The organism is Burkholderia sp., assembly GCF_018375725.1.
Classification (GTDB): Bacteria; Pseudomonadota; Gammaproteobacteria; order Burkholderiales; family Burkholderiaceae; genus Burkholderia.
The window spans coordinates 1-17553 of the sequence record NZ_JAHACR010000062.1 but is presented as its reverse complement, the minus strand read 5'-3'; the positions used below and the strand labels follow the sequence as shown (position 1 = coordinate 17553).

Below are 17553 nucleotides of genomic sequence, written 5' to 3'. Positions count from 1 at the left end.
AACCCGACCGTCGAATGCGACGTGCTGCTCGAATCGGGCACGATGGGCCGCGCGGCCGTGCCGTCGGGCGCGTCGACCGGCTCGCGTGAAGCGATCGAACTGCGCGACGGCGAAGCCGGCCGCTACAACGGCAAGGGCGTGCTGAAGGCAGTCGAGCACATCAACACCGAGATCTCCGAAGCGATCATGGGCCTCGACGCATCGGAGCAGGCGTTCCTCGACAAGACGCTGCTCGAGCTGGACGGCACCGACAACAAGTCGCGTCTCGGCGCGAACGCGATGCTGGCCGTGTCGATGGCCGTCGCGAAGGCTGCGGCTGAAGAGGCCGGCCTGCCGCTTTACCGCTATTTCGGCGGTTCGGGCGCGATGCAGCTGCCGGTTCCGATGATGAACATCGTCAATGGCGGCGCGCACGCGAACAACAGCCTCGACATCCAGGAATTCATGATCGTTCCGGTCAGCCAGCCGACGTTCCGTGAAGCCCTGCGTTGCGGCGCGGAAGTGTTCCACGCGCTGAAGAAAATTCTCGGCGACCGCGGCATGAGCACGGCGGTGGGTGACGAGGGCGGCTTTGCGCCGAACTTCGGCAGCAACGAGGAGTGCCTGTCGACGATCCTCCAGGCGATCGAGAAGGCGGGCTACCGTGCGGGCGAAGACGTGCTGCTCGCGCTCGACTGTGCGGCGTCGGAGTTCTACCACGACGGCAAGTACCAGCTCGCGGGCGAAGGCCTGCAACTGTCGTCGGCTGAATTCACCGACTACCTCGCGACGCTCGCGGACAAGTTCCCGATCGTGTCGATCGAAGACGGCATGCACGAAGGCGACTGGGATGGCTGGAAGCTGCTGACCGACCGCCTCGGCAAGACGGTTCAGCTCGTCGGCGACGACCTGTTCGTCACCAACACGCGCATCCTGAAGGAAGGCATCGAGAAGGGCATCGCGAACTCGATCCTCATCAAGATCAACCAGATCGGCACGCTGACCGAAACGTTCGCGGCGATCGAGATGGCGAAGCGCGCGAGCTACACGGCCGTGATTTCGCACCGCTCGGGCGAGACCGAAGATTCGACGATCGCGGACATCGCGGTCGGTCTGAACGCAGGCCAGATCAAGACGGGTTCGCTGTCGCGCAGCGATCGTATTTCGAAGTACAACCAGCTGCTGCGCATCGAGGAAGATCTCGGCGACATCGCGAGCTACCCGGGCAAGTCGGCGTTCTACAACCTGCGCTAACGCGCTACTATCCGGTAAGTCATGAAACGACGCCGCTCTGCGTGATGCGTGGAGCGGCGCTTCTTATATCTGCGGTTCGTACATGCGGCTTGTCACTGTCGTTCTGATTGCCCTGCTGGCGCTCATTCAGTATCCCCTCTGGTGGGGGCATGGCGGCTGGTTGCGCGTGCACGAGTTGCGTAAGCAGCTCGACAACCAATTGCAGAAGAACGCCGGGGAGAAACTGCGCAACGAGCGGACGGCGGGCGAGGTGCAGGATCTGCAGAGCGGCACGGCGGCCATCGAGGAGCGCGCGCGCTACGAAATGGGCATGGTGAAGGACGGCGAGGTGTTCGTGCAGTTCGTGGCGCCGAATGCGCCGGCCGCACCGGTCGTCAATACGCCATCGAATACGTCGACACGCGGTGAAGTTTCGGCAGCGCCGGTGCGCGTCGTGCCGAATCCGCAGTCGATCGCGAAGCCGTCCAGGCGGCATGGCGGCGAGAAGGGCAAGTCCGTCCAGCATTGAGTGCGGCGGCGCCGATGATCATCGTGAAAGGCGTTTCAAGGGGCGGCGCGATGCCTGCCTTTGGGCGGGTATTTCAAAATCCGCGCATGTTTATTTCCCGCCGTTCGGCAAACGCGTCAATGCGGCGTTACCACCACCAGCCCGGATAGCCGTAGCCATAACCGAACCCGGTGCTCCAGCCCGGCCCCCAGCCACCATTCGAGTAGCCGCCGTAGAACGTGACGGGCGGCGGCGCATAGTACGACCACGCTCGTGCGGCGGCTTCGGCGGCCATCGCGTCATTCTGTTCCCGCAATACCTGACGGTCGATTTCGTCGTAGCGCTTGCGCTCCGCGGGCGTCAACGCCTGTGGCTGGCTGGCCGCAGCCTGTTCGGGCAGGCGGCTCAGGATCGTGGAGGTCGGCTGCACTGCGCAGCCGGTGAGTGCGAGCGCCCCCGTGGTGCTGGCCAGTGCGATCGTGCGAAACAGGCGATTCATGTCCCTTCTCCGGCAGCATGCGGCGACGAGGATGGCGCCATGCCGCGCCCACGGGCTGCGGCATGGGCATGGCGGCATGCGGGTCTCGTTCGTCATGATGCGCCTGCGCGTCAGCGGCGCAGGCGTACGGCTCAGTGACGCTGCTCGGCGGCAGGCGTCAGGCCGGCCGCGAGTTCGGGCGTCGAAAACAATTGCGCGACGTCGACCGGATCGAATTCGTAGCGCTGGTTGCAGAAGTCGCAGTGGATTTCGACGTGGCCGCGTTCGGCGATCACGCCGTCGACTTCGTCGCGCCCGAGCATGCGCAGCATCGCGCCCACTTTCTCGCGCGAGCACGTGCACAGAAAGCGCGTGACGGCCGGCTCGAAGTGTTGAACGTTCTCCTGCCAGAAAAGCCGGCGGAATACCGTCTCCGGATCCACTTCGAGCAGTTCCTGCGCGGACAGCGTGCCGCCGAGCGTGCACACGCGCTCCCACGTATCCGCGTCGGTTTCGGTGTTGCGCGGCACGATGCCGCCGTCGCCGGGCAGTTTCTGCAGCAGCATGCCGACCGCGCGTTCGCGATCCGCGGCGAGCCACAGGCGCGTGTCGAGCTGCTCCGAATGGCGCATGTAATGCTCGAGCACGTCTGCGATGGATGTCAGGGGGCCGTCCTCGCCGTTCAGCGGGACGATGCCCTGATACGGCTGCTGGCCCGGCTTTTTGTCGGCCGGATCGAGCGTGATCACGCAGCGGCCGTGGCCGCTTGCATTGACGAGTTCGGCGAAGCCCATGCCGTCGCCGATCGTCTGCGCGGCCTCGCCGGAGAACTTCGCGGTCGCGCGCATCGACAGGTCGGAGCCGCATTGCACGACCAGCATTTTCACCGGGCCGTCGCCGAAGATCTGCATGACGAGGGTGCCGTGGAATTTCAGGTTCGCCGACAGCAGCGCGCACGCGGCCATCATTTCGCCGAGTACGGTGCGGACGGGCGCGGGATAGTCGCGGCGCGTGAGCACTTCCTGCCACGTATTGCGCAGCGAGACGATCTCGCCGCGCACCGGTGCCGCGTTGAACATGAATTTCTGTAACTGGTCGCTCACTCTTCTTCCTTGAAAATCGTGGCCGGCGTCAACCGATCCGCACGAGTTGTTCCTTGAAATGCGCACGCCGGTCGACGTACGTCTTCGCATTTGCGCGCAGGCGCGCGATGTCCTCGGCCGACAGCTCGCGCACCACCTTGGCCGGGGCGCCGAGAATCAGCGAATTGTCCGGAAACGTCTTGCCCTCCGTCACGACCGCGCCGGCGCCAACCAGACAGTTGCGGCCGATGACCGCTCCATTCAAGACCACCGCCTGAATTCCGATCAGCGAACCTTCGCCGATCGTGCAGCCGTGCAGCATCGCCTGGTGCCCGATCGTCACGTTTTCGGCGATCGTCAGCGGGTAGCCGGGATCGGTGTGCAATACCGCGCCTTCCTGCACGTTGCTGCCCGCGCCGACGGTGATCGGCTCGTTGTCGCCGCGAATCGTCGCACCGAACCACACGCTCGCGTTTTCGTCGAGCACGACCTTGCCGATGATTGCCGCCGTATCGGCGACGAACACGCTTTCGTGGATCGTCGGGGCGGTCTCGCCCAGCTTGTAGATCGTCACGGTGTCTCCTTCCGTCTCGTTCGATGGGCGCCGGTAAAATGGCGCATTTCGCCCGGCGAGCACCGCCGAGGCACAAACGCATATTGTAAACCGTCGCGTGCGCGCGCTCCCGGCACGCATGCGACGGCGTCCCCATTTATGAGCATGGTTTCCACTTCGTCCACCGACCCGTCGTCCTGCGTGCGCCGCGCAGCGCTGGCCGCGCTGCGTGAGCCCGAGCCGGTCCACAAGGCCGCGCTGGTGCGCGCATTGCATGACGCGCTGCAGGCCGGGCAGGCGACGATCGATCCGTCGCTCGTCCTGTCTGAACCGGCCGGACTGCCGGGGCGCCCGGCGCGTCCCGTGCTCGTCGAGCCGCGCGCGCTCGAGCGGCGCAGCATGCGGTCGCCCGAAGGGCGGGCCGTGCTGCTTCACGCGCTCGCGCATATCGAATTCAACGCGATCAATCTGGCGCTCGATGCGGTGTGGCGCTTCGCGGGCCAGCCAGCCGATTTCTACGCGGACTGGCTCAGGGTGGCGGCCGAGGAGGCGCATCACTTTTCGCTGCTCGCCGACCGGCTTGCCGGCTTCGGACACGCATACGGCGATTTCCCGGCCCACAACGGACTCTGGGACATGTGCGAACGCACGGCGGCCGACGTGCTCGCCCGAATGGCGCTTGTGCCGCGCACGCTGGAGGCGCGTGGACTCGACGCGTCGCCGCCGATTCGCGCGCGGCTGGCCCAGGCGGGCGATCACGCGTCGGCGGAGATTCTCGATGTGATTCTGCGCGACGAAATCGGCCATGTCGCGATCGGCAACCGCTGGTTCCGGTATTTGTGCGTGCGCGCGGGGCGCGATCCGGTGCCGGCTTATCGGCAACTCGCCGAGCAGTATCGCGCGCCGCGGCTGCGCGGGCCGTTCAACTTCGAGGCCCGACTCAGTGCCGGGTTCGACGCGGCCGAACTGGCCGAACTGGCGGCACCGGAAGGCGCCGAGCCGCGCGGATAGCGCGGCCGGGGTCGGCTTGCCTGGCGAAGCGCCGGTGGCTGCCGCGAGCCGTGCGTTCGCGCGGGGCCGATCCTAGATCCTAGAGAAGTGCCTCGATACGTGTGCAGATCCGCATCGGCGCCAGCGCGGCGAACGGGTCATCGCTATAATCGAACGACCATTCTTTTTTATTCGCTGCGATGAATGCCACGAGTTCTGTATCCGATTTCGTCACGGTCCGCGGCGTGAAGCTGCATGTCCGGCGCTGGGGCCGGCCGGACGCGCCGACGTTGTTCATGCTGCACGGCTGGATGGACGTCGCGGCGTCGTTCCAGTTCGTCGTCGATGCGCTGGCTGGCGACTGGCACGTGATTGCGCCGGATGCGCGCGGTTTTGGCCTGTCCGACTGGCCGGTCGCGCGGCACGGCGGCGGCCAGTACTGGTTCCACGAGTACCTCGGCGATCTCGACGCGCTGATCGACCACTACGCGCCGGCGGGCGAGGTCAATCTGGTCGGGCACAGCATGGGCGCGAACGTCGTGTGTCTGTACGCCGGGGCGCGGCCGGAGCGCGTGCGCCGCGTCGTCGATCTGGAGGGGTTCGGGCTGGCGCCCGCGCGCGCGGCGCAGGCGCCGCACCGGCTGCGCGGCTGGCTCGACGATCTGCGCGAGCCGCCGGCGCTCAAGCTCTATGCGTCGCTCGACGCGGTGGCTGCGAGGCTCATCAAGACCAATCCGCGACTCGATCCGCGCCGTGCGGCGTTCCTGGCCGCGCACTGGTCGAAGCGCGGCGACGACGGTCTCTATCATCTGCTCGCCGATCCCGCGCACAAGATGAGGAGCCCGCTGCTGTACCGGCTCGACGAGGTGATGGCGGTCTGGGCACAGGTGCGTGCGAAGGTACTGCATGTCGAGGCGGTGAACTCGCCGACGCTTGCATTCCTGGCCGGCGACATCCCCTTGCCGGAGTTCAAGGCGCGCTTCAAGGCGTTCCCTGACTGGCGCGAGAAGCTCGTCGAGGACGCCGGCCACATGGTGCACCACGACCAGCCGGAGCAGGTCGCGGCGCTGATCGAGGCGTTCTGCGCGTAAAGCGGGCGGCAGGGGCGTCGCGGCGAATGTGCCGCGTTGCAGTAGAATGGACGTCCACCTCCCATGCCGACGATGAACGCTGATCTCCACTGCCACTCGAATGTCTCCGACGGGCTGCTGTCGCCCGCCGACGTTGCGCGCCGCGCCCATGCCGGCGGCGTGACCCTCTGGTCGCTGACCGATCACGACGAGGTGGGCGGCCAGGCGGCGGCGCGCAGCGAGGCGGAAGCGCTTGGCATGCGCTATCTGAACGGTGTCGAGATTTCGGTGACCTGGGCGTCGCGTACCGTGCATATCGTCGGCCTGCATATCGATCCGGAAAATCCGGCGCTCGTCGACGGCCTGTATCGCACGCGCCACGGCCGCGCGGCGCGCGCGCAGGCCATCGGCGCGCAGCTCGGGAAACTCGGCATCCCCGGCGCCTACGAAGGCGCGTTGCAATACGTATCGAATCCCGACCTGATTTCGCGGACGCACTTTGCACGATTCCTGGTCGAGAATGGCCACGCCGAATCAACTTCCGACGTGTTCGATCGGCTGCTCGGCGACGGCAAGCCGGGTTACGTGCCGCATCGCTGGGCGACGCTGCCGGAGGCCGTGCAATGGATCCGCGGCGCGGGCGGCGAGGCGGTGGTCGCCCATCCGGGCCGCTACCGCTATAGCCCGGTCCAGTTTGCCGCTTTCTTCGGCGAGTTCATCGATCTCGGCGGTCGGGCGATCGAGGTGATCACCGGCAGTCATACGCCGGATCAATATCGCGAATATGCGGATGTGGCGCGGCGCTATGGCTTCGAGGTGTCGCGCGGATCGGATTTTCACGCGCCGGGCGAGGGCCGTGTCGAGCTCGGCAGCCTGCCGCCGCTGCCCGCCGACCTGAAGCCGGTCTGGGAACGCTGGCTCTGACGTTCCGCAACCGGCGGCGTATGCCGTCCGCGCGGCGCGCCCGTACACTTCCAACTCCCGTGTTTCCATGTCCCAATTCTTCAGGATTCATCCGGAAAATCCGCAGCCGCGCCTGATCAAGCAGGCGGTGGAGATCGTCAACAAGGGCGGCGTGATTGCGTTGCCGACCGACTCCAGCTACGCGCTCGCATGTCACCTGGACGACAGGGACGCGGTCGAGCGCGTGCGCCGCATTCGCGGCCTCGACGAGAAGCAGCATCTGTCGCTGCTGGTGCGCGACCTGTCGGAACTCGCCAACTTCGCGACGGTGGACAACCGGCAATACCGGCTCATCAAGTCGGTGACGCCGGGGCCGTACGTCTTCATTCTGCATGCGACGAAGGAGGTGCCGCGCCGGCTGTCGCACCCGTCGCGCAAGACGATCGGTCTGCGCGTGCCGGCACATGCGATCACGCTCGCGCTGCTCGAGACGCTCGGGCAGCCGCTGCTCGGCACGACGCTGATCCTGCCGGCGGACGAGGATCCGCTCAACGATCCCGAGGACATCCGCACGCAACTCGAAAAGCAGGTGGATCTCGTGATCGACGGCGGCCCTTGTCCGCGCGAACCGTCGACGGTGATCGACCTGACGGGCGACGAGCCGGCGCTCGTGCGCGCCGGACGCGGCCCGCTCGAGCCGTTCGGGCTGGCGTCCGCGTAAGCATGCGCGGTTCCCTTGGTGCGCGGTTGCGCTTGTTACAATAACGCGTTATGGATGCTTCCCTGATACAGACCATCGCCGTCTACGCGCTGCCCGTGATCTTCGCGATCACGTTGCACGAAGCCGCGCACGGCTACGCCGCACGCCTGCTGGGCGACAACACTGCCTACATGATGGGCCGCGTGTCGTTCAATCCGATGCGCCATATCGATCCGATCGGCACGATCGCGATTCCGCTCGCCATGTATTTCCTGACGGGCGGCGCGTTCCTGTTCGGTTATGCAAAGCCGGTGCCGGTCGCGTTCCAGAACCTGCGCAATCCGCGCTGGGGCAGCCTGTGGGTGTCACTCGCGGGCCCCGTATGCAACTTCGTGCAGGCGCTCGTGTGGGGCGGCCTGAGCATCGCGCTCGCCGCTGCCGCGATCGACGAGCCGTTCTTCACGCGCATGGCCGCGGCCGGCGTCGGCGTCAACCTGGTGCTCGGCGTGCTGAACCTGTTTCCGTTGCCGCCGCTCGACGGCGGTCGCGTGCTGGCCGCGCTGTTGCCGCCGAAGCAATCGATCGCGCTGTCCCGCATCGAACCGTACGGCTTCATCATCGTCCTGGTGCTGGTCGCATCGGGCGTGCTGACAAAATTCTGGCTGCGTCCGCTCGTCAATGCGGGCTACGACGTCGTGGCCGCCATCCTGACTCCTTTCGCTTCGCTTTTCTAACGACAATCATGTTCCCTGATCGTATTTTTTCCGGCATGCGGCCCACCGGGTCGCTGCATCTCGGCCACTTCCACGGCGTGCTGAAAAACTGGGTGAAGCTGCAGTCCGAGTACCCGTGCTTCTTCTGCGTCGTCGACTGGCATGCGCTGACGACGCACTACGAGACACCGGAGGTCATCGAAAAGAACGTGTGGGACGTGCTGATCGACTGGCTGGCGGCTGGCATCGACCCGGCGCAGGCGACGCTGTTCATCCAGAGCAAGGTGCCCGAGCACGCGGAGCTCGCGCTGTTGCTCGGCATGAGCACGCCGCTCGGCTGGCTCGAGCGGGTGCCGACCTACAAGGAGCAGATCGAGAAGCTGAAGGAAAAGGACCTGTCGACCTACGGCTTCCTCGGCTATCCGGTGCTGATGGCGGCGGATATCCTGCTGTACCGCGGCTCGCTCGTGCCGGTCGGCGAGGATCAGGTGCCGCACGTCGAGATGACGCGCGAGATCGCGCGCCGCTTCAACTATCTGTACGGCCGCGAGCCGGGCTTCGAGGAGAAGGCGCTCGAGGCTGCGAAGAAGCTCGGCGGCAAGCGGGCGAAGCTGTATCACGAGCTGCGCAACGCGTATCAGCAGGAAGGTGACGAGGAGGCGCTCGAACAGGCCCGCGCGATGCTGCAGGAGTCGCAGAGCCTGTCGATGAGCGACCGCGAGCGCCTGTTCGGCTACCTCGAGGGCGCGCGCAAGATCATCCTCGTCGAGCCGCAGGCATTGCTGACCGAGGCATCGCGCATGCCGGGCCTCGATGGCCAGAAGATGTCGAAGTCGTACGGCAACACGATCGGCCTGCGCGAAGACGCCGAGACGATCACCAAAAAGGTTCGCACGATGCCGACCGACCCGGCGCGCGTGCGCCGCAGCGATCCGGGCGATCCGGACAAGTGCCCGGTGTGGCAGCTGCATCAGGTCTACACGGACGAGGCGACGCACGAATGGGTGCAGAAGGGCTGCCGATCGGCGGGCATTGGCTGCCTCGATTGCAAGCAGCCGGTGATCGACGGCATCCTGCGCGAGCAGCAACCGATGCTCGAACGCGCGCAGAAGTACATGGACGATCCGTCGCTGCTGCGCGCAATCGTCGCGGACGGCTGCGACAAGGCACGCAAGTACGCCACGGAGACGATGCGCGACGTGCGTGAGGCGATGGGTCTTTCGTATAGCTGAGCGACATGAGCGAGTCTGTCATGCTGGCCGCGGGCGGCCACGGCGCGCTCGCCGCGCCGTCCGGCTGGGTTGCCCGCTGGTCGCATCTGGTTGCGGCGGGCGGCGCGGTGCTGGACGTCGCCGCGGGCGGTGGGCGGCATGCGCGCTGGTTCGCATCGCGCGGGCATCCGGTCGTCGCGCTCGAGCGTGATCCGGCGGCGCTCGCGTCGCTGCGGGCGATGCCGGGCGTCGACGCGCGCGAAGCCGATCTCGAAGGCGCGCCGTGGCCGCTGCCGGCGGGCGAGCGGTTTTCGGCCGTGGTCGTCACGAATTATCTGCACCGTCCGCTGTGGCCGCATCTCAGCGAGGCGGTCGCGCCGGACGGCGTGCTGATTTACGAGACTTTCGCTCAAGGCAACCAAACGGTCGGCAAACCGTCCAATCCGGCATTCCTGCTCGCGCCCGGCGAGTTGCTGGAGGCGGTAAGCGGACGGTTGCGGGTAGTAGGGTATGAGGATGGCTTTGTCGCGGCGCCGCGCGAAGCATTCATCCAGCGCATCTGCGCGGTGCGCGAGGGTGTGACCCCGGCGCAAGGGGTGGAATTTCCGCGTTACGAACTGCGCGGCTAATCCGCTACAATCTCCACGTTTACTGGTTCAAATCAATCGCGTTTCATGGCTAACGGCACCCAAGACGACATTCGAATCCGCGGCAGCATTCCCGCGATCGTCACCCCGATGCTCGAAGACGGCAGTCTCGACCTGCCGGCATTTCGCAAACTGATCGACTGGCACATCGAAGAAGGAACGGATGCGCTGGTCGTGGTCGGCACGAGCGGCGAATCCGCGACGCTCAACGTCGAGGAACACATCCTGATGATCCGGACCGCGGTCGAGCATGCGGCTAAGCGCATTCCGATCATCGCGGGTGCGGGCGGCAACTCGACCGCCGAGGCGATCGAGCTGACGAAGCACGCGAAAGCGGTCGGAGCGGATGCGACGCTGCAGGTCGTGCCGTACTACAACAAGCCGACGCAGGAAGGCATGTATCGCCACTTCAAGGCGATCGCCGAGGCGGTCGACCTGCCGGTGATCCTGTACAACGTGCCGGGCCGGACGGTCGCGGACATGGCGAACGAGACGATGCTGCGTCTCGCGCAGGTGCCGGGCATCATCGGCGTGAAGGAGGCCACGGGCAACATCGACCGTGCAGTTCACCTGATCAAGGCCGCGCCGAAGCATTTCGCGATCTACAGCGGCGACGATCCGACCGCGATCGCGCTGATGCTGCTGGGCGGCCACGGCAACATCTCGGTCACGGCGAACGTCGCGCCGCGCGCGATGAGCGCACTGTGCCGCGCGGCACTGGCAGGCGACGTGCAGACCGCGCGCGAACTGCACATGATGCTGCTGTCGCTGCACAAGAACCTGTTCATCGAGGCGAATCCGATCCCGGTGAAGTGGGCGCTGGAGGCGATGGGCAAGATTCAGGGCGGGATCCGCCTGCCGCTCACCCGACTTGACGAGCGCTGCCACGAAGCCGTACGTTCGGCACTCATCGAGGCCGGCGTCCTCGCGTGACGCCAGGGCGGCCGCGTCCAGCGGCCGCCCGTTCAACCCACCCCCAACCCCGCCCGGCCGGCTGCGCCCGGCGCCGCTCCTGACGAGCGTTCAAGCAAGACGAAGGATTTCATGAAACGTTCTGCCTTTTCCACTCGTGCCGTACAGATGTCTGTGATGGCGCTTGCGCTGGGCGCGCTTGCCGGCTGCGATACGCTGAATGATTACCTGGCGCCGGACAAGGTCAACTACAAGAATACCGGTTCGGCGCCGCCGCTCGCGGTGCCGGGCGACCTGAAACCGGTGCCGACGAGCCAGCAGTTCGTTGCGCCGCCGTCCAACGCCGGGCTCGGCACGCTGCCTCCGCGCGCGACGACCGCGGCCGGGAATGCGACGGACGGCGTGCCGACCGCGCAGGATCCGCTCGGAATGCACATCGAGCGCGACGGCGACCGTCGCTGGCTGGTCGTCGATGGCCGGACGCCTGAGCAACTCTGGCCGCTGCTGAAGGATTTCTGGCAGGACAATGGCTTCTCGCTGAAGACCGATGCGCCATCGACCGGCATCATGATCACCGACTGGGCGGAAAACCGCGCGAACATTCCCGACGACTGGTTCCGGCGCACGGTCGGCAAGGTCATCGATTTCGCCTATTCGTCCGGCACCCGCGACCGTTTCCGCACGCTCGTGAGCCGTACGGCGGATGGCAACACCGATATCTCGATCACGCACAGCGCGATGGAGGAAATGCTGGTCGGCCCGCAGGGCGGCACCTCGTCGCGCTGGGAGGAGCGACCGCGCAATCCGGTGCTGGAGGCCGTGTTCCTGACGAAGATGATGCAGAAGTTCGGCCTGACGGAGGCGCAGGCTAAGCAACTGCTGGCCGACGCGCGCACGACGGCCGCGCCTGCACAAGTCGATGCCGCGAGTGCCGGTGCATCGACGCTGCAACTGGCGGAATCGTTCGACCGTGCGTGGCTGCGTGTCGGCCTCGCGCTTGACCGCACCAACTTCACGGTCGACAGCCGCGACCGCGAAAAGGGCCTGTATTCCGTCCGCTATGCGAATTCGATGGAAGAGCTCAAGCGCGACGGCCTGTTCGGCAAGCTGTTCTATGGCGGTCCGACCGCGGCGAAGCCGGGCAAGGAATTCCTCGTGAACGTGCGTGCGCAGGGTAACGGCGGCACGCAGGTCGCGGTCGTCGATGCGAACGGCCAGGTCGACAAATCGTCGGAGGCTCAGCGGATCATTTCGCTGCTCCACGCACAGCTGAACTGAGCGCGTGCGGTTTGCGAGTTTGGGTAGCGGCAGCGACGGCAATGCGCTTGTCGTCGAGGCCGCGAGCGGGACGACCACGACCCGCGTGCTGCTTGACTGCGGCTTTTCGGCAAAGGAGGTCGAGCGCCGGCTCGGCCGCCTGAATCTTGGCATCGGCGATCTCGATGCAATCCTCATCACCCATGAACACAGCGACCACGTCGGCAGCGCCCTGACGCTCGCCCGGCGCGCGTCGCTGCCGCTCTACATGAGCTGGGGCACCGCGCGCGCGGTCGGTGCGGACGAGGCTGACGTCGACCTGCATGTCCTCTGGGGCGACGAGACGGCTCAGATCCGCGATCTCGCCGTATTGCCCTATACCGTCCCTCACGACGCGCGTGAGCCGCTCCAGTTCGTCTTCATGGACGGTTGTCGCCGTCTCGGCGTGCTGACCGACGTCGGCGCTTCCACGCCGCATATCACCGCCGTATTGAGCGGCTGCGATGCGCTCGTGCTCGAATCGAATCACGATACTGCAATGCTGGCGGCAAGCCGCTATCCACGCTCGCTGAAGGCGCGGATCGGCGGCAGCCACGGACATCTGAGCAACGATGCAGCGGCCGGCATCCTGGCATCGCTCGAGCGCAGCCGTTTGCGGCATCTTGTCGCGGCTCACCTGAGCCAGCAAAACAATTTGCCTGAGCTGGCGCGCCAGGCGTTTGCGAACGTGCTGGGAACGGACGGCAGCGATGTGGTCGTGGCGTCGCAGGAGGCGGGCTTCGACTGGTTGGGACTGGGGTAGAGCGGTTCCTGGCATGCGCGCGGCCCGCAAAGGGCGCATGCTGGCACGACAGGCGTAAAAAAACCGGCCCGCGGGCCGGTTTTTCATTCAGCTGACGCTGAGGCTTACTGGCTTGCGCCCGAAGCCGGAGCAGCCGTCGCTGCCGAAGCAGCCGACGCCACTGCAGCAGCTGCGTCGCTAGCAGCACCAGCCACCGACGATGCAGCCGTCGTTGCGTCGCTCGCAGCACCAGCAACTGCCGAAGCAGCCGACGAAGCGGCAGCAGCAGCGTCGCTAGCAGCCGACGATGCAGCTTGGTCTGCGCTCTTGTTGCAAGCAGCCAGTGCAACAGCAGCCAACAGGGAAGCTACGAGGAGGGATTTCTTCATGATCACGTCCTTTTATGGTTAAAGGTAAGCAACAGCGCGAAACAATACCGGTAATGTGCTCCAACACCGACCTGAGCCGCTGGTGGAGACGCACTTCTAGAGCGTGAATCTTCCCTACGGCTTGGGCGGAAATTATATGCACTTTCCTATCGACCGTCGACAAATGCGGGGTCAATACGTTGTCTTTCCCATACAAATTTCGGTTTGTATGGGCATACGGGCCAACGCACACTAATCCCGGACACCGACCCGTATCCAGCCCGCACAATACCATTCGTGCAGCAAAGCTGTCATGGAAGGATCCCGGGAGAGTGTTACAAACCGTTTCGCCTCCATCCGACGCTGATTGGCCAGCTCCGGCAGCCATTTGGTGGCTTGTCCGAGCGGTTCTTCCTCGCCATTGATGAAGTACGAGCGCGCGTTATACAACAATGCGGCGCGTCTGTCGAGATGTACGCCTCGTTTTGCCGCCTGTGCAACGAACCGGGGCTCGGACAGCGGCCGCGCAGGCGGATCGAACACGACGTTCGGTTTCGGCTCGCTCAGGTAGCAACCGAGGAACGCGGCGACGTCCTGTTCGCGCCATTTGATCCCGCCGACGATCGCAGCGACGCGTTCGACCATCGCGGGCGGCAGCTGTGCCGGCGTATCGACCGCGGGCTGATTTGGATCTCGGTACAGGTCGTCGCCGCGGCCGCCGTTGCGCAGGCCGCCGCGTTCGGCGAGATAGTAGAGAAATTCCGCGCCCAGTTCGCCGGCGGACGGGGCCCGGAAGCCGATCGAGCAGGTCATGCATTCGCCTTCGGCGATGCCGTCATGCGCGATGTTCGGCGGCAGGTAGAGCATGTCGCCCGGCTCGAGCACCCATTCGTCGGTCGGCTCGAAGTGATAGAGGATCTTGAGCGGCACGTCCGGCTGCAGCGACAGATCCTTCTGCGCGCCGATGCGCCAGCGCCGCTTGCCGTGCACCTGCAGCAGGAACACATCATACGAATCGAAGTGCGGGCCGACACCGCCGCCATCGGTCGCATACGAAATCATCAGGTCGTCGAGGCGCGCGTCGGGAACGAAGCGGAAACGCTCGAGAAGCGCCCGTGCGGCGTCGTTATGCAGGTCGAGGCCCTGTACCAGCAGCGTCCATGCGCGGCGCGTGACGGGCGGCAGATCGGCCGGGGCGAACGGGCCATGCGCGAGTTGCCACTTGTTACGAAAATGCGTGATCAGCCGCGATTCGGCGTCGTGGTCGCCGGCCAGCTCGAACAGCGCGTCGCGCGAGAGGGGCGACGTCACGTCCGGAATCGCCTGGCGGATCAGGAGCGGCTTTTTCTGCCAGTATCGGCGCATGAACTGCGCCGGCGAAAGGCCGCCGAGCAGCGGTGTGGGTGTGTCGGGAGGCGGCGCGCCGAACGGGGCGCTTGCGCTGCCCGACAGTTCGGCTTGAGACCGTTTGCGCATCGTATAATGACAGTTGTATTTGGGAGAATTGGATGAAAATCGCAAAAAACACCGTCGTATCGGTCACTTATAAGCTGTCGGATGCGCAAGGCAATCTGATCGAGGAAAGCGACGAGCCGATGGTTTATCTGCACGGCGGCTATGATGGCACGTTCCCTAAAATCGAGGAACAGCTCGATGGCCAGGAACCGGGTTATCAGGCGCAGATTCAGCTGGAACCGCAGGATGCGTTCGGTGACTACGATCCGGAACTCGTGAAGATCGAGCCGCGTGACCGCTTTCCCGAACCCCTCGAAGTCGGCATGCAGTTCGAAGGTACGCCCGAAGGCGGTGACGACGAGGTCGACACGCTGATCTATACGGTGACCGACATCGCCGACGACAAGGTCGTGCTCGACGGCAACCATCCGCTCGCAGGCATGGCGCTGCGTTTTTCGCTGACGGTCAAGGATGTTCGCGAAGCGACCGCGGACGAGATCGAGCATGAGCACGCGCACGGCGCGGAAGGGCTCGAAATCGTCGACGAGGACGAAGACGAGGACGGCAAGCCGTCAGGGCACACGCTGCACTGAGCTGGCAGGAACGCCGGGTGCCGGGGTGGGTGTCTGCTCCGGTGCGGGCGAGCCGCTTTGCAGGCCGTTCGGCGCCGTGGTGCCACCCGGCACCGGCGGTGCGGACGACAGGTCTGGCAACGCCGGCAGTGCAGGAATCTCGGGCATCTGCGGCATGGGGACGTCGTCGTGCGGGACGGCCGGCAACGCCGGCGGCACGGGCAGGTTCTTCGGCACGTCCTGCAGGCTGATGTTGAAGCGCGTCTGAGATGACGGCGCGACGCTGACTTTCACCCATTGATGGGCGGGCTGGCGTGGCCCGATCGCGACGCGTGTGACATTGGTCACGATCTCTCCGCTGTCGGCATGCAGCGGGCGGTCGATTAAGAAACCGCTTGCGAGCGGCTCGCCGCTCGTATGCACGATCAGTATCGGGCCGCGGTAAATTGCCGCGGCTTTCACCAGCGTGCGTTTCAACTCGCGGAAGCCATCACGGGTGCGCGGGCGATTGAAGCGTAGCCACGCAAAACGTTCCGCACGTTCCTGACGATCGAACTGCGGATCTCCCTCGAAGAACATCACCAGTGCGCGCGCGCCGCGACGCTTCGCGTATTCGGCTGCGTGCTCGATCCAGAATCCGTTCGCAACGGTGCGATCCTCGAATTCGCCATTGCGGCCACCGGCCGTCAGGTAATGATTGTTTGGCGCTGGTACGTTGAGCGCGACGAATACCGTGTCGTCGCGCGTCCAGCGGGCGTTTTCGCGGTACGGACGAAAGCGCGCGACTTCGCTCTCCCGTGTGATCTGCAGCGCGCCTGGACTGGATGTCGCGGCGTCGGTGAATAGCGTCTGCCGCAGGAAATCGAGCCGCTCGACCGGATCGTAACCACCGCTCGTTGTGGTGTTGCATGTTACCCAGTCGTGGTGGCCGGGAATGAACGCGAGCGGCAGGCGAGAGGCGCCGAGTATGGCGCCGCGCTGCGTGTAGAGCTGATCGCGGCAGGCTTCCTTCGCGCCTTTCAGGTTGCCGGCATACACGATGAACGCGAGATTGCGTTCACGGGTGATTGCTTCGAGCATGCGCTGTGCCGACGTTTCGTCAGCGGGCGACTCGATGACGCTTGAGACGACCGCAAACGAATAGGAGGCGTTGTCGTGCCGCGCAGGCGCAGCTGTTTCGCCTGCTCGCGCATACGCAAGCGACGCGGCCGCGGCCAGCGCGATCGCGAGCCGCATGCGCAGGGCGGATGCTGTGCGCTTACGCGGGCCCGTCAGCATCGTGCGACTGTGCCAGCGCGCGCAATTCGTACAGCAGATCGAGTGCTTCGCGTGGCTTCAGATCGTCGGGGTCGATGTCGCGCAGTCTGTCGAGTGCCGGATGCTGGGCGCTCGGTGCGGACGGTGCGTCAAGGCACTCGAAATCGTCGGCTGCCGGTTGCGCACTGAACAGGTCGAGCTGCGGCGTGTGTTGCGCGGCGGATTGCTGTTCGAGGTACGCAAGATGCTTGCGTGCCGCGCGAATCACGGGCGCCGGCACGCCGGCGAGCTGCGCGACCTGCAGGCCGTAGCTCTGGTTCGCCGGACCTTCGTTGACCGCGTGCAGGAACACGATGCCGTGACCGTGCTCGACCGCCGACAAATGAACGTTCGCCGCATGCGGGAACTCGGCCGGCAACTGCGTCAGCTCGAAGTAGTGCGTTGCGAACAGTGTGTAGCAACCGTTTTGCGCGAGCAGGTGGCGTGCAATCGCCCATGCGAGCGCCAGACCGTCGAACGTCGACGTGCCGCGGCCGATTTCGTCCATCAGCACGAGGCTTTGCGGGGTCGCGTCGTTGAGGATCGCAGCCGCTTCGGTCATTTCGACCATGAACGTCGAGCGGCCGCCGGCGAGATCGTCGGCCGCGCCGATGCGCGTGAAGATCCGGTCGATCGGGCCGAAACGCGCGGCTTTCGCCGGCACGTAGCTGCCCACGTAGGCCATCAGCGCGATCAGCGCGGTCTGCCGCATGAATGTCGACTTACCGCCCATGTTCGGGCCGGTAATCAGCAGCAGCTTGCGGTCGGCGGTCAGAGTGCAATCGTTCGCGATGAACTGCTCGACCTGCGCTTCGACGACCGGGTGGCGGCCTTGCTCGATCACG

Annotated in this window: 19 protein-coding genes and 1 pseudogene; 13 read left to right on the top strand and 7 right to left on the bottom strand. The window is 65.5% G+C overall.

Annotated features, from left to right (window positions below; translation table 11 throughout):
• Both eno and ftsB read left to right on the top strand, forming a co-directional pair.
• Window positions 1–1233 (top strand): phosphopyruvate hydratase (eno, locus tag KH616_RS10325; protein WP_292243809.1); only part of this gene is annotated, 1233 nt, incomplete at its 5' end.
• Window positions 1234–1315: 82 nt separating this feature from the next.
• Window positions 1316–1741 carry a cell division protein FtsB gene (ftsB, locus tag KH616_RS10320; RefSeq protein ID WP_292243807.1) on the top strand — a complete coding sequence of 142 codons (426 nt, stop codon included), beginning with the start codon at window positions 1316–1318 and terminating at the stop codon, window positions 1739–1741.
• Window positions 1742–1868: 127 nt separating this feature from the next.
• On the opposite strand, the gene KH616_RS10315 is transcribed toward ftsB, so the two are convergent.
• From KH616_RS10315 to KH616_RS10305, 3 genes are all read right to left on the bottom strand, one after another.
• A complete protein-coding gene (locus KH616_RS10315) occupies window positions 1869–2219 on the bottom strand; it encodes a hypothetical protein (protein WP_292243805.1) in 351 nt (116 codons plus the stop codon).
• A 131-nt stretch (window positions 2220–2350) separates the two neighbouring features.
• Window positions 2351–3301, bottom strand: coding sequence for an Hsp33 family molecular chaperone HslO (hslO, locus tag KH616_RS10310; RefSeq protein WP_292243804.1), 951 nt, complete (start codon window positions 3299–3301; stop codon window positions 2351–2353).
• Window positions 3302–3329: 28 nt separating this feature from the next.
• Window positions 3330–3854 carry a gamma carbonic anhydrase family protein gene (locus KH616_RS10305; protein ID WP_292243803.1) on the bottom strand — a complete coding sequence of 175 codons (525 nt, stop codon included), beginning with the start codon at window positions 3852–3854 and terminating at the stop codon, window positions 3330–3332.
• Between the two features lie 138 nt (window positions 3855–3992).
• On the opposite strand from KH616_RS10305, the gene KH616_RS10300 reads away from it, so the two are divergent.
• Complete coding sequence (locus KH616_RS10300) at window positions 3993–4844, top strand: ferritin-like domain-containing protein (protein WP_292243802.1); 852 nt, start codon at window positions 3993–3995, stop codon at window positions 4842–4844.
• A gap of 79 nt (window positions 4845–4923) precedes the next feature.
• Here the strand turns inward: KH616_RS10300 and KH616_RS10295 are convergent, their stop codons facing one another.
• Complete coding sequence (locus KH616_RS10295; protein ID WP_292243800.1) at window positions 4924–5121, bottom strand: hypothetical protein; 198 nt, start codon at window positions 5119–5121, stop codon at window positions 4924–4926.
• Here KH616_RS10295 and KH616_RS10290 point away from each other — a divergent pair.
• From KH616_RS10290 to KH616_RS10250, 9 genes are all read left to right on the top strand, one after another.
• Window positions 5120–5914: an alpha/beta fold hydrolase gene (locus KH616_RS10290; RefSeq protein WP_292243799.1), complete on the top strand. Its 795-nt coding sequence runs from the start codon at window positions 5120–5122 to the stop codon at window positions 5912–5914. The two genes, KH616_RS10295 and KH616_RS10290, sit on opposite strands and share 2 nt — an antisense overlap.
• A gap of 72 nt (window positions 5915–5986) precedes the next feature.
• On the top strand, window positions 5987–6817 hold the full coding sequence (locus KH616_RS10285) for a 3',5'-nucleoside bisphosphate phosphatase (RefSeq protein WP_292243798.1): 831 nt from the start codon (window positions 5987–5989) through the stop codon (window positions 6815–6817).
• Between the two features lie 67 nt (window positions 6818–6884).
• The gene (locus KH616_RS10280; RefSeq protein ID WP_292243797.1) at window positions 6885–7517 is read left to right on the top strand and encodes an L-threonylcarbamoyladenylate synthase; all 633 of its coding nucleotides are present in this window, start codon (window positions 6885–6887) and stop codon (window positions 7515–7517) included.
• A gap of 50 nt (window positions 7518–7567) precedes the next feature.
• Window positions 7568–8230: a site-2 protease family protein gene (locus KH616_RS10275; RefSeq protein ID WP_292243796.1), complete on the top strand. Its 663-nt coding sequence runs from the start codon at window positions 7568–7570 to the stop codon at window positions 8228–8230.
• A gap of 8 nt (window positions 8231–8238) precedes the next feature.
• Complete coding sequence (locus KH616_RS10270; protein WP_292243795.1) at window positions 8239–9441, top strand: tryptophan--tRNA ligase; 1203 nt, start codon at window positions 8239–8241, stop codon at window positions 9439–9441.
• Window positions 9442–9446: 5 nt separating this feature from the next.
• Window positions 9447–10049 (top strand): class I SAM-dependent methyltransferase, encoded by a 603-nt coding sequence (locus KH616_RS10265; RefSeq protein ID WP_292243794.1) that lies wholly within the window; start codon window positions 9447–9449, stop codon window positions 10047–10049.
• Window positions 10050–10094: 45 nt separating this feature from the next.
• Entirely contained in the window at window positions 10095–11000 is a 906-nt protein-coding gene (gene dapA, locus KH616_RS10260; protein ID WP_292243793.1) for a 4-hydroxy-tetrahydrodipicolinate synthase, read from the top strand.
• Window positions 11001–11111: 111 nt separating this feature from the next.
• Entirely contained in the window at window positions 11112–12257 is a 1146-nt protein-coding gene (gene bamC, locus KH616_RS10255; protein WP_292243792.1) for an outer membrane protein assembly factor BamC, read from the top strand.
• Window positions 12258–12261: 4 nt separating this feature from the next.
• Window positions 12262–13038 carry an MBL fold metallo-hydrolase gene (locus tag KH616_RS10250; RefSeq protein ID WP_292243790.1) on the top strand — a complete coding sequence of 259 codons (777 nt, stop codon included), beginning with the start codon at window positions 12262–12264 and terminating at the stop codon, window positions 13036–13038.
• Between the two features lie 599 nt (window positions 13039–13637).
• On the opposite strand, the gene KH616_RS10245 is transcribed toward KH616_RS10250, so the two are convergent.
• Window positions 13638–14861, bottom strand: a complete 1224-nt coding sequence (locus KH616_RS10245; RefSeq protein ID WP_292243789.1) for a cupin domain-containing protein — start codon at window positions 14859–14861, stop codon at window positions 13638–13640.
• A 32-nt stretch (window positions 14862–14893) separates the two neighbouring features.
• On the opposite strand from KH616_RS10245, the gene KH616_RS10240 reads away from it, so the two are divergent.
• The gene (locus KH616_RS10240; protein WP_292243788.1) at window positions 14894–15433 is read left to right on the top strand and encodes a peptidylprolyl isomerase; all 540 of its coding nucleotides are present in this window, start codon (window positions 14894–14896) and stop codon (window positions 15431–15433) included.
• Here KH616_RS10240 and KH616_RS10235 read toward each other — a convergent pair.
• Together KH616_RS10235 and KH616_RS10230 are read right to left on the bottom strand one after the other, a co-directional pair.
• Window positions 15413–16648 (bottom strand): hypothetical protein, encoded by a 1236-nt coding sequence (locus tag KH616_RS10235; protein ID WP_292243787.1) that lies wholly within the window; start codon window positions 16646–16648, stop codon window positions 15413–15415. The two genes, KH616_RS10240 and KH616_RS10235, sit on opposite strands and share 21 nt — an antisense overlap.
• A 22-nt stretch (window positions 16649–16670) precedes the next feature.
• Window positions 16671–17553 (bottom strand): annotated as a pseudogene (locus tag KH616_RS10230) (DNA mismatch repair protein MutS); the annotation flags it as partial.